The 12014-nt window shown below is 69.6% G+C and carries 11 protein-coding genes; 7 read left to right on the top strand and 4 right to left on the bottom strand.

The features are described from left to right. The first annotated feature begins 255 nt into the window (after positions 1 to 255). Both ACQPYK_RS46165 and ACQPYK_RS46160 read left to right on the top strand, forming a co-directional pair. Positions 256 to 609, top strand: a complete 354-nt coding sequence (locus ACQPYK_RS46165) for a hypothetical protein (protein ID WP_433259113.1) — start codon at positions 256 to 258, stop codon at positions 607 to 609. A gap of 14 nt (positions 610 to 623) precedes the next feature. Next, complete coding sequence (locus tag ACQPYK_RS46160) at positions 624 to 1082, top strand: hypothetical protein (protein ID WP_433246955.1); 459 nt, start codon at positions 624 to 626, stop codon at positions 1080 to 1082. Between the two features lie 79 nt (positions 1083 to 1161). On the opposite strand, the gene ACQPYK_RS46155 is transcribed toward ACQPYK_RS46160, so the two are convergent. Both ACQPYK_RS46155 and ACQPYK_RS46150 read right to left on the bottom strand, forming a co-directional pair. Next, positions 1162 to 1950, bottom strand: coding sequence for a maleylpyruvate isomerase family mycothiol-dependent enzyme (locus ACQPYK_RS46155; protein ID WP_433246952.1), 789 nt, complete (start codon positions 1948 to 1950; stop codon positions 1162 to 1164). A gap of 143 nt (positions 1951 to 2093) precedes the next feature. Continuing rightward, positions 2094 to 2744, bottom strand: coding sequence for a VC0807 family protein (locus ACQPYK_RS46150; RefSeq protein ID WP_433246949.1), 651 nt, complete (start codon positions 2742 to 2744; stop codon positions 2094 to 2096). Between the two features lie 225 nt (positions 2745 to 2969). Here ACQPYK_RS46150 and ACQPYK_RS46145 point away from each other — a divergent pair, with 225 nt between their 5' ends. Beyond that, on the top strand, positions 2970 to 3554 hold the full coding sequence (locus ACQPYK_RS46145; RefSeq protein WP_433246946.1) for a TetR-like C-terminal domain-containing protein: 585 nt from the start codon (positions 2970 to 2972) through the stop codon (positions 3552 to 3554). Positions 3555 to 3684: 130 nt separating this feature from the next. On the opposite strand, the gene ACQPYK_RS46140 is transcribed toward ACQPYK_RS46145, so the two are convergent. Continuing rightward, entirely contained in the window at positions 3685 to 4332 is a 648-nt protein-coding gene (locus tag ACQPYK_RS46140) for an O-methyltransferase (protein WP_433246943.1), read from the bottom strand. A gap of 549 nt (positions 4333 to 4881) precedes the next feature. On the opposite strand from ACQPYK_RS46140, the gene ACQPYK_RS46135 reads away from it, so the two are divergent. From ACQPYK_RS46135 to ACQPYK_RS46120, 4 genes are all read left to right on the top strand, one after another. Continuing rightward, positions 4882 to 6957, top strand: coding sequence for a hypothetical protein (locus tag ACQPYK_RS46135; protein WP_433246941.1), 2076 nt, complete (start codon positions 4882 to 4884; stop codon positions 6955 to 6957). Continuing rightward, on the top strand, positions 6954 to 8522 hold the full coding sequence (locus ACQPYK_RS46130; RefSeq protein WP_433246938.1) for an extracellular solute-binding protein: 1569 nt from the start codon (positions 6954 to 6956) through the stop codon (positions 8520 to 8522). Before ACQPYK_RS46135 ends, ACQPYK_RS46130 begins: the two co-directional genes overlap by 4 nt. Before the next feature lie 111 nt (positions 8523 to 8633). Continuing rightward, complete coding sequence (locus tag ACQPYK_RS46125) at positions 8634 to 9008, top strand: DUF2267 domain-containing protein (protein ID WP_433246935.1); 375 nt, start codon at positions 8634 to 8636, stop codon at positions 9006 to 9008. 169 nt (positions 9009 to 9177) lie between these two features. Further along, the gene (locus tag ACQPYK_RS46120) at positions 9178 to 11082 is read left to right on the top strand and encodes a glycoside hydrolase family 15 protein (protein WP_433246932.1); all 1905 of its coding nucleotides are present in this window, start codon (positions 9178 to 9180) and stop codon (positions 11080 to 11082) included. Here the strand turns inward: ACQPYK_RS46120 and ACQPYK_RS46115 are convergent. Further along, positions 11015 to 11884: a universal stress protein gene (locus tag ACQPYK_RS46115; protein WP_433246929.1), complete on the bottom strand. Its 870-nt coding sequence runs from the start codon at positions 11882 to 11884 to the stop codon at positions 11015 to 11017. The two genes, ACQPYK_RS46120 and ACQPYK_RS46115, sit on opposite strands and share 68 nt — an antisense overlap. Positions 11885 to 12014 lie beyond the last annotated feature (130 nt).

Below are 12014 nucleotides of genomic sequence, written 5' to 3'. Positions count from 1 at the left end.
GAAGGTTCGACGCCGAGACGCCCGTCCTCGATCGTCCGCTCAGCGGCGCGCGATCCGAGGAGCGAGGCACCGTGTGCCGGTCACGCGGGGGCATTGCCCGGCCGTTCCGAGTAGCGCCGGTGCATCCGGTGGACCAGGAGTGCGCCATTTTCAGCTGATTTTCATGCTTCACAGAGCCTCGTTTGAGAAGACGCGGCGAATCTGGAGGTGACCGGCAAGGACTCCACGGGACGGACCACGATGAAGTCAGTGAATATGAAGGTGGCTCTGGCGATGCTCGCCGCCTGTGTCTCACTCACCGCCTGCGGCGGATCGGCGCCGAACGACACGGCCACCCAGACGTCCGCTCAGACGTCGGCTCCCGCCTCGGGCACCGGCGGGTCGACCCAGACCGGAAAGGTCTCGGCGAACACCGCCAGTGAGGCCGAGATCGCCGCGGCGCTCAAGGCCGCCGGCGTGCCCAATCCCGAACGGTGGGCGGAGGAGGTCGTCGAGTACCGGCCCTATGCCGCCGACGACAAGGACCTCACCTCGCTGCGCCAGAACCTCGCCAAGTACAACCCGGGCCAGGAGACGGTGGACAAGATCGTCTCGGCGCTGACGCCTTGAACGACAGCCACGCGATGGTGCGTCTCGGTCTCATCGGCCTGACCGTGCTGAGCATTCTCGGCACGGCTTTCGAACTCGCCACCGAACGGCACTGGCACAGCTGGGAGCAGCTCATCCCCTGGGGGGCGCTGGTCGTCCTCGCGGTCGCGGTGGCGCTCGCCGTCCTGCAGGACTCCCCGGAAGCGGTCCTCCTGGTCCGGGCGCTCTCCTCGGTGGTGCTGCTGGTGGCGCTGTTCGGCGTTTACGCGCACGTGGCCGCCAACTATGACACGGGCTTCCTCGACCATCGATACGCCGCCACGTGGGAGACCCTTCCCGCGCTTTCCCGCTGGTGGTACGCCCTCACCAAGTCGGTGGGCCCCGCGCCACCCCTCGCGCCCGGCATGCTCGCCCAGACCGCGTTGCTCCTGCTGCTGGTCACCATCACCCGGCAGCCGAGCGAACCGAGGACTCTGTCGGATGCTTCGCGGTGATGCGTGAGTCCGGTCGGTGCCGGACGAGCCCGAGCTCCTCGGTCTGCCCGCGCTCATGCTGCCGCGCGACGTCCGGGGCTCACCCCAGGGAGGCGTGATCCAGCCAGAGGTCCAGCAGAGCGCTCTCGCCCAGCACCTCCACCCGCCCGCTGCCGGCCGGCAGCCGCCGGTAGAAGACCAGCAGGACGTCGGTGAGCGGGCCGCGCAGCGCGACGGTGGCCTTTTCATGGCCATGACGCCAGGTGAAACCGTCCGGCCCCAACTCGATGAGCCATTCGGCCGCCGGTTCGGCGCCGGCGTCGGTCGCGTGGAGATGGATGCTCCTGACGGGGCCGCGCAATTCGGCGAGTTGTGGCGAACCGCCCGCCTGTTGGCCGCTGAACAGCTCCAGCAACTCGTCGACGGCATCGGCCGCCAGGTCCGGGACGACGGCGTAGTCGGCGCCCACCGCGATGGCCGCATCGGCGCGGTGGATCACCAGGTCATGCAGCGCGCGGCGGACCCAGAAGGACGCGCTCCCGTGAAACGTCCAGATCCGTGCCTCGGTGTCGGGACCCGCCTTGCGCAGCGTCTCGGCGTATCTCGCCGCGCCCGCGGCGAGCCAGGCGTCGAGCTCGGCGGGATCGTCACCGTCGGGCCCCGCCACGTCGGAGACCTGCGTGCCCGGGTCGTCGATGGTCTGCCCGGTCCGCACCGCCGTCTCGCCCGTGCGGAGGTTGCCGCCGATGTGCCGGACGAGCCCGGCGAGCGTCCAGCCGGGACAGGTCGGCACGCCCGCCGACAGGTCGGCCCCTTTCAGGAGCTCTCTGAGCAGGTCGGTCTGCGTGGTGATCTCGTCGCAGTAGCGGTCGTATCCCAGAAGTGTCATGCGCCCACCGGTTTCTCGACGATGCTTGCCGTCCCGCCATTCTGCGGGCCTTGCACGCCCCTCGTGAAGGGGCGGCCGGGCGGCTAGGGGTGCCGGCCGACCAGGAGCCTCGACCAGGGGCTTCGGCTAGGGGTGCCGGCCGGCTAGGGGGCTTCGGCCGCCTCCACCGGGCGCAGGCCCAGTGTCGCCCGCTCGCCGCGCTTGCCGTACCAGGCGGCCCACAGGCCGAGCAGCCCGATGGTCGCCAGCAGCAGGAGCGACGACAGACCGGCCATGACGTCGGTCGGCAGCAGGTAGATCAGCGGGATGCGGACGGCCGACTCCATGAGGAGGACGATTCCCCACACCAGGGTCATCACCAGGTAGACGCGGCGGAAGGCCGGCTCCGCGGCGTACAGCACCTCCCAGCGGCGGGCGGTCTCCGCGTCCTCGGCGCCGAAGAGCTTGGCCACGGCGAAGCCGGCGGGGCGGCCGGCGGCGCAGGTGCCGAGGAAGATCAGGCCGGCGATCGCGTTGGTGATGGATTTGACGGCCAGCAGGAACTTCTCGTCCCCGGCCAGGAAGGACAGCACGAGCCCCACGCCGAAGACGGTCGCCATGAAGGCGGCGAAGCCGTCGAAGCGGCGCTGCCGGAGGGCGACGTAGGCCACGCGCAGGAACCCGACACTCGCCGCCGCCAGCATGGCGGCATACTCGCTCACGCCCAGGGCGCGGCATCCGTAGTACGTGCCGATCATCGGCACGACGTCCCACAACACCACCGAGACGATTCCTTTTTTACCGGTCTGGCTCATTTCGCGCTCCTGAAAATCTCGTCCGGCCGGTCACCGATGCGGGTCATCGCCGGTGTTTCGCGGGTGAGGTGGCCGAACGCGCGCGGCGTCCCGGACCGGAGGGCGCCGTCTTTCTCGAAGGTCGGTGACCGCATGGCGTCCTCTTAACGCAAGTTTTCCTGCTTCAAGGGAAGCGTAGGACGCTGAGAAAGTTAAAGCAAGTCTTCCTGCGTTAGGCTCTGGGTCATGGCAGCAGAGCAACCCGCCCGCCGTCCCGGGGGCCGTAGCGCCCGTGTCCGCGCGGCGGTGCACCAGGCCGTCATCGACCTGCTCGGCGAGGAGGAGTGGGACGGCCTGAGCATCGCACTGGTGGCCGGGCGATCCGGCGTCCACGAGACGACGATCTACCGGCGGTGGGGCACCCTGGCGGCATTGATCGGCGATGTGGTCACCGAGCGGCTGACGCGTTCGTCGCCCGTCCCGGACACCGGGACGCTGCGCGGAGACCTGGAGAGTTACGCGCTCCAGGTGGCGGAGGACATGGCCGGACCGCTGGGCCCCGTCTTCATCCGCGCCGCGATGGTCGGCACGCGTGGCCAGGGCGAACAGGAGTCGCCCCGGCAGTTCTACCTGATGGAGCGAGCCGTGCAGCTGCAGGCCATGCTCGATCGCGCAGGAGACCGCGGGGAGAACCCGCCCACGCTCCTGGAGCTGCTGGAGGTCGTGCTGGCGCCCCTCTATTTCCACGTGATCTTCTTCGACGCCCCGGTGGGAGCCGATCACGCGCGGGGCCTGGTGGACAGGCTGCTCACCCTCACCGGGAGAACCTGAGCCGCACCGCCTGGGGCGCCGGTCGCCCGGGTGGCGTCATGGGTACGGCCGGGCGTCCCGGTGAGACGATCGGGACGCCCGGCCGTACCCGGGTCCGTGTGGTCGTTCCGCGGTCGCCCGCGGGAGGCGGTCAGCGCTTACGGGCAAGCGTGACGCCGTCGCGCACGGGCAGCATCACGGAGTCGACGCGATCGTCGGCGATGACGATCTCGTTCATCCGGCGCATGGCCACGTCGGCCTCCTCCTGGAAGGACGGGTCGAGCACGCGGCCGCTGCGCAGCACGTTGTCGAGGACGATCAGGCCGCCGGGGCGCAGCCGTACGACCAGCTCCTCGTAGTAGAGCGGGTAGCCGACCTTGTCCGCGTCGATGAAGGCGAAGTCGATGACCGGTTCGGACGGGAGCGCCCGCAGGGTCTCGATCGCCGGGGCGATCCGCAGCTCGATCCGGTCGGCCACGCCGGCTCGTTCCCAGTAGCGCTGGGCGATCGAGGTCCACTCGTCGCTGATGTCACACGCGAGAAGGTGTCCGTCCTCGGGCATGCCCCGGGCGATGCAGATCGATGAGTATCCGGTGAAAACCCCCACCTCGACGACCCGTCGCGCGCCCACCAGCCGGGCCAGCATGGTGAGGAACTCGCCCTCGTCGTGGGAGATCTGCATGCCCGCCGAATCGGGGAAGACCTCCCGCGTCTCGGCGGCCAGCTCGCGCAGCAGGTCGTCGGCGGGGGTGCACTGGGAGAGCAGGTAGTCGCTCACCTCGGGGTTGATGATGTCCATCTCGTCTCCTTCAACGGCGTTCTTCAGGGAGGAGGGGCTCGCCCGGGCCGGCGGTATGCTCTTCGCGGGCCGGGAGAGGGCGGCGACGAGCGACGACGCCCCGCGTTCCGGCCGTCCCCTCCGTGCCCCCGCCAAGCGTCTACTAATTTAGACGCTTTAGCAAGCCTGGCCGGCGTCTCCACGGCACCTCGGGTCCGCTTGCCACCTCGGGAGGGTCGCCGGCCTCGTCCCGGGACGGCGCCATATCCCGGGATATGGCGCCGTAACCCGAGAAGGCGCCGCATCCCGGGAAGGCGTCGTGAACGGTGACGTTCCAGCACCATGGAGTTTTATGCCGCCATATTTAAGTATATGGACGAACATAAACTCATCTATGCCGCTATTCGCGCGGGGTGCTCTGAAAAGAGCAAATGAAATCAAGACATCCGCCGCACTAATTGAATGAGGCGATTAGGATTTAACGCGATTCAAGAGGTGGGGAAAGACCTCTCCCGTCCCTGATCACTCTGAACTCCCGTCGCCAAGATCGTCGAATGGGCGGTGGTCTCCATGGCCGGTTCTCCTCCCTCCGCGCCCGGCTCTCCCTCCTCGCCCGACGACGGCTCGCAGGGGCCCGACAAGGACACTCCCGGCATCACGCCGGCGAAACTCCGGGAGGTCGCCGTCACCGCGCTGGTCGGCGGCGGCGTCACCGCCCTGTTCACGGCGCTGACGGACGGATTGCGGGCCCTGGGCACAGGTCTCACCCTGCTGGCCTGCGCGGTGATCGGCCTGGCCGTGGCCGTCGTGCTGACCGTGGGCGATTTCGCCAGGCTCCTTCGCCGGTGGCTGGCACCGGTACGGCGGGTCGTCGCGCACCGCCGTGCCGCCGGGGCGTCCCGGTCCGCCGGCCTGGCTCCGCCGCCGAGCCGGGGGCGGCGGAGGCTGGAAGGGCTCGTGCTGAAACTGTCGGCCGGCTATGTCGGCGTCCTGCTCGGCGCCGCCGTCGTCCTGGTCCCGTGGGGAGCCGTCCAGGGCGGGACGTGGCTGAGCCACCGGGTCTGGCCCCCCGACTGTGCCCGGCCGCTGGAACTGCGTGTCGTCACCGCGCCGGAGAACGTCGTGGCCCTGCGCGAGAGCGTCGCCCTGTTCATCCGCAGCAGGCTGGTGGACGGCTGCGCGCCGTACGCGATCTCGGTGGGCGTCGCGCCTTCGATCGGCGAGCTGGCCTACGCGTTCGGCGACAACTGGTATCGCGACGACGTGCGGCAGGAGGGGGGAGAGCCGTTCCGCCGCCTGTACGGCCCGCGAGCCGATGCCTGGATCGCCACGAGCACCGGCGAGGCCGACCTGGTCTCCGACGATGTGCAGGCGGGCGGCGCCAGGCTGCGCATCGGTCCGTCGGTCGCCTCCGATCGCCTCGTGATCGGCATGATCAGCGGACGTGCCGAGACCCTCAGGGAGAGGCTTCCCGCGGCCCGGCCCGGCAGCCACGGCCTCCGGGATCTGTGGAAGGTCATCCGGTCGGACTTCGGCATGTCGGTGAGCTATCCGCAGCCGGAGCTCTCCACCGCCGGGCTCGTCGCGGTCGCCGACCTCCTGCGCCCGGACTCCGGCTCCCCGCCCCTCGACGGCGTGGTGGACCAGGAGCAGCGCGGAGTCGTGGCCGAGAGCGTCAGTTCCCTGCTGTGCCAGTTCAAGACCGCGAGCCAGGCGAAGGGGGGTGAGAGCCTCATCCGGAGCCTCGCCCTGGTGGTCCCGTTCCACAGCCTGGACGACTACAACAACGGGCGCTTCAACGACGCCCGCTGTCCGGAGGGGGCGTTGAGCGGGAGAAACAAGCTTCGCGAGTTCTCCTCTCCCGGCCTTTCCCGGCTGGACTACCCGTTCGTCACGATCAGCTGGCCGAACGAGCACAGCGAGGAGCGCACGGCCGGGCTCGACCTGCTGCGCGCCTGGCTGGTCGACAACCCGCTCTTCGGCACGGGCTCCGCAGGCCGGGCCGGCTCCGGAGACGGCTCGGAGGCCGGGTCGGCCGTGCGTGCTCTGAAGGATCTGCGAGACGCCCAGAACCGGTTCTTCGCCCTCCTGCCCCGCATCGACGCCGAGATCGCCCTCGACGTGTCCGGGTCGATGGCCGCCCCGCCCCGCTCCCTGCTCGTACGGCTGCGCGAGACCTTTCCCGATGTCAAGCCGGTGATCACTCCGCGCGACGACCTCACGCTGAGCACCTTCTCCAAGGTCGGCGGGAAGACCCGGGTCGAGGAGCTCCGGTCGTCGGTGAGCCGCCAGGAGTTCGACGACCTCACCAGGAGCGTCATCGGCACGACGGGGCGCGGTTCGGACGCCCCCATATCAGAAATGATCAATAACTTGAACGGGCGGGCCGGGTCCCCCGGGCGCGACCTCCTCGTCGTGACCGACGGGGGCGTCTTCGACAACGAGCGGACGAAGGAGGGCATCGCCAGGACGCTCGCCCGCGCGCCCGGTGTCACCGCCCTGTACGTCCTGGCCCTCGGCGACGACGGCTGCGACCGCTCCCCGCCGCGGAGCGGAAAATACCGCGACTGCGTCGAGGCGGGACCGGACATGCGGCAGGCGTTGAGGCATCTGATCTCCAGCATGCGAGGGAAGGGCCGACCATGAGCGCGACACGACGCCCGCGCGACCTGCTGCGCCGGTTGAATCCGGGCCAGCGCCGCTGGGGCGGCGCCGGGCTGGTGGCGGGAGTGGCGCTGGCATCGGTGCTGGTCTCCCTCGCCGGGAAGGCCGCCTCGCCGTCCGCCTCCTCCGCCACCGACTGCGGCGGGCCGAACCGGCTCACCGTGGCGACCGGCGCCGACATCACCGCCGGCAGCTTCCGCCGCGATCTCATCGAGGAGTGGAACCGCACGCACACCACCCAGGTCACGCTGGTGGAGGTGGCCGACCGCACCGACGAGGAGCGGGCCGAGATGGCGGGTCGGGCCCGGCTGGGAAGCTGCGCCTACGACGTGTTCTCCGTGGACGTGGCCTGGATGGCCGAGTTCGCCCGCAGCGGCTACATCCGGGAGTATCCCCTCGGTCCGAAGGACGCGGCCTCCTTCGTTGGCAACGTCCTGCGCGCCGGCCAGGTGGGCGGCGTGCAGTACGCGGTGCCCTTCGTCACCGACGTGCCCCTGCTCTTCTACCGCAGCGACGTGCGCCTGCCCACCACGACGGAGCAGCTGTGGGAGTACGCCGGTAAGTACGGCGGGTATGCCGTACAGCTCGGCGACTACGAGGGTGGGACGGTCAACCTGCTGGAGGCGATCCGGTCGATGAAGGGGAAGGTCACCGACGGCGAGCGGATCGTGCTCGACGAGGGCGAGAACGGCGAGCGGGTGCGTGAAGCGCTCTCCCGGTGGCACGCCATGCTGGTGAGGGGCACCCTGGCGCACGGGGCGGAGGATTTCTCCAAGGAAGACACCTTCACCACCTTCCGGAACGGATTCCTGGCGCGGGAGTCGAAGAGCTCCGTGGAGGAGAGCAGTCTTCAGGCGTTCCGCGACGACGATGTGGCCTACATGCGCAACTGGCCCTTCGCCTTCCATCGGCTGGCCACGGATCGCTCGATGTACGACGATCGTCGGCGTCCGCGTTTCAAAATAGCCGCGCTGCCCGGTGCCACGGCCGCGCAGCCCGGCGTCGGAATTCTCGGCGGGTTCAACCTGGCGATCTCCACGCATTCCGACAATCCAGGTAAAGCCCGGATGCTCATCGACTTCCTGACCGGACACGACGCGCAGATGAAGCTGTTCGCCTGCAGCGGGTATCCACCCGTGCTCGAATCCGTTTACCGGGAGTACCGCGACAATCCGCGCACCTGCGCCCAGCTGCTCGCCTCCCGCGGCACGGGGGACGGCGCCACGACCGGGGCCGGTGGCACCGGCTCAGGGACCTCCGGTGAGGACATCGAGATCACCGCCGGCATGCTCCAGGATCTGGCCGACAAGATCTACCAGGGAATACGAAAAGCAGAGATGCGCCCTGAATACCCCTACTACTCGGTTTTCAGTGAGGTGTTCCGCGCGTGCGCCCGCGCGGTGGTCACCGGCGACCTGCTCGCCGAAGAGCTGGACCTGGCTCGGCTCGCCGACGCCCTGCGTGACGCGCGGCAGGGCAGGGCGCCCGAGGACACGGTCGCGTCGCTGGCCCACTGCGGCAAACCCGAAGGACGACAAGGGCAGTAGGAACCGGTCGGCCCGATGGTGTCCGCCTCGCTGACCAGCGCTGATTCCGTCCCGAACGTTCGTTTCCGTGCCGTGCGGGAAGGCTAGCCGGTCAAGGGGGAGGCGATCGATGTGGAATACAAGGAGTTCGTTCAGACGGTGGCGGAGCGTGCCGGTCTGTCGCGTGAGGAGGCGGCGGATCTCACTCGCGCGACACTTGAGACGCTGGGGGAGCGGCTGAGTTCGGGAGAGGCTCGTCACCTCGCGAAGCACCTGCCCGACCCGCTGCCGGAGTCGTTGTCCGCGGAGGGCAGGAGCGAGCAGTTCGGGCTCCACGATTTCGTCGTGCGGGTGAGCAGGCGGACCGGGCTGACCGAGCGGGAAACGACCGGGGGCGTCCGGGCCGTCCTCACCACGCTGCGCGAGACGATCCCCGACGACACCTTCGGCCACGCCATGTTGCAGCTTCCCGGCGAGTTCCTGGAAATGGTCGAGTCCGCGACGTGACCGGGGCGGTCGCCCGTGCCGGGATCACGGCCGTTCGAGCGCGTCTCCGGGAAGGGAGCTTGGTCACGCGCGTGGCGGACCTCGATAAAGGCCGACTCTCGTCGTAAGGGAATGCCTTCCGAACTGCGGACTTAGATGCCTACAGTCGAGTATGACGGTGGATTCACCGATGGGCGGCGAATTCTGCGAATCCTCCCCCTACCCACCCATCGCGGACTACGGGTTCCTGTCCGACTGCGAGACGACCGCGCTGGTCGCGCCGAGCGGAAACGTCGAGTGGCTGTGCCTGCCCCGGATGGACTCTCCCAGCGTGTTCGCCGCCATCCTCGACCGGGACGCCGGCGGGTTCCGGCTCGGCCCCGCCGACCTCACGGTGCCGGCCGCGCGCCGCTATCTGCCGGGCACCATGGTGCTGGAGACGAGCTGGGGCACGCGCACCGGCTGGATCATCGTCCGCGACCTGCTGCTCATCGGGCCCTGGCATCACGACGTCGAGCTGTCCAACACCCACCGCAGGGCGCCGACCGACTACGACGCCAGCCATGTGCTGCTGCGCACGGTGCGCTGCGTCAGCGGGGAGGTGCAGGTCACCCTCGACTGCGAGCCGGTGTTCGACTACGGACGCAGGCCGGCCCACTGGGCCTACACCGGCCACGGCTATCACCAGGGCGTCGCCCGCGGCGACGGGGTGAACCTGGAGCTCAAGCTCACCACCGACATGCGACTGGGATTCGAGGCGTCGCGGGCGACGGCGCGCACCCTGCTGAGAGAGGGCGACACGCGCTTCTGCGCGCTGTCCTGGACCGTCCACGAGCCGCCCTACACCTTCGCGGACGCCTACGACAGGCTCGTGTGGACCGCTCACCACTGGCAGCACTGGCTGGCCAGGGGCGACTTCCCCGACCACGCCTGGCGCCGCTTCCTGGAACGCAGCGCCCTCACGCTCAAGGGCCTGACCTTCGCCCCGACCGGAGCGCTGGTCGCGGCGGCGACCACCTCCCTGCCCGAGACGCCGGGCGGGGATCGGAACTGGGACTACCGCTACAGCTGGATTCGCGACTCGACCTTCGCGCTCTGGGGCCTGTACACGCTCGGGTTCGACTGGGAGGCCGACGACTTCTTCTGGTTCATCGCCGACGTCGCGGAACGGGACGAGGAGCTCCAGGTCATGTACGGCGTCGACGGCGAGCGCGATCTGCAGGAGCACATTCTCGACTACCTGGACGGCTACGAAGGGGCCAAACCCGTCCGGGTCGGCAACGCCGCCCACAAACACCACCAGCATGACGTCTGGGGGGCGGTCCTCGACTCCTTCTACATCCACACCCGGTCCCGGGACCGCCTGGACGAGCGGATCTGGCCCGTTCTCAGGCGTCAGGTCGAGGACGCCCTCCGACACTGGAGGGAGCCCGACCGGGGCATCTGGGAGGTGCGCGGCCAGCCCAAGCACTTCACCTCGTCGAAGGTCATGTGCTGGGTGGCGGCCGACCGGGGTGCGCGGCTCGCCCGGCTGCGCCGGGACTTCGACCTGGCCGCCCGCTGGCAGGCGGCCGCCGACGAGATCCACGCCGACGTCTGCGCCCACGGGGTCACCGAGCGCGGGATCTTCAGGCAGCACTACGACACCGACGCCCTCGACGGCTCGCTCCTGCTCATCCCGCTGGTGCACTTCCTGCCCCCCGACGACCCGAGGGTCCGCAACACCGTCCTGGCCATCGCCGACGAGCTGACCGTCGACGACCTGGTCATGCGCTACCTGCCGAAGGAGACCGACGACGGCCAGTCCGGCGAGGAGAGCACCTTCACGATCTGCTCGTTCTGGCTCGTCTCGGCACTGACGGAGATCGGGGAGGAGCTTCGCGCCCGCAGGCTCTGCGAGAAGGTCCTGTCCTTCGCCAGTCCCCTCGGCCTCTACGCCGAGGAGATCGACCCCGTCACCGGGCGCCACCTGGGCAACTTCCCCCAGGCTTTCACCCATCTGGCCCTCATCAACGCGGTCATCCACATCATCCGGGCGGAACGCGGCTCGCTGAATGAGAAGCCATGGCGGACATCCGCGCCGGGATCACTATGACCGGGCACGACGCTCCGCGCAGCAGCGACTGGGCGACCACGCCGAGCGGCAATTCGACGGGATCGTCCTGCTCGCGGTCGTTGATCACCAGCAGGTCCGCGTGGTCGGCCGCGCTGTGCAGAACCGTCGTGTGAGGCCCTGCCGGGACCACGGTCTCCACGGTCACCTGGGGATACTTCTCCTCCCACACCGCGATGGTGCTGTGGAAGCGAGCGGCCAACTGCCGGGTGTCGTCCATGCCCTCGGGGCACAGGCAGACGGCCAGCAGCGTCGCCTGCCGTAGCTTCGCCGTCTCGAACGCCACCCCGAGTCCCGAGCGCTCCGGGTGCGCGCCCTCCACTCCGACCACCACGCGACCCACGGCCGGCCGGGCGGATTCGGCGACGACGGACACCGGGCAGTAGGAGTGCGCGGCGAGCTGGACCGCGGTCGAGCCGATCTGCAGTCCTTCGAAACCGCCCGAACCGCGCCGCCCCACCGTGACCAGCTCGGCGGTGGACGACTCGCCCACCAGGACGACCGACGGCGACCCCTCCACCAGCCTCTCCTGCACCGGCAGCCGGGGCGCCAGGCTGCGCGCCAGGCTCGCCCCCATGTCGAGCACGTGCTGGCCCATCCGCCGTACGGCCTCCAGCGCGTCGGGGGAGGAGGGAGGCATGGGATAGGGCCACTGCCAGGCATGGCAGACGACCAGGGGGACGAATCGCATGCGGGCCTCGTGGACGCCCCACCGGACGGCCTGCCTGCTCGCGTTGGAACCGTCGTATCCGGCGACCACGGGCCGCTCGTCGTGTGCTCGCATAGCGACCTCCTCCCCTGTTTTCCCCTGTGCCCCTCACCTCCATAGTTGCCCTGTTCACCGGCTATGGCGAGCAACACGCCAGGTCACGGGGATTCCTCTGGGGCAGAGCCTCTGGGATAGGGCCGCGGCG

It is taken from the genome of Streptosporangium sp. CA-135522, assembly GCF_050949235.1.
Lineage (GTDB): Bacteria > Actinomycetota > Actinomycetes > Streptosporangiales > Streptosporangiaceae > Streptosporangium.
The sequence above is the reverse complement of the archived record's forward strand: the minus strand, read 5'-3'. Positions and strand labels throughout refer to the sequence as shown.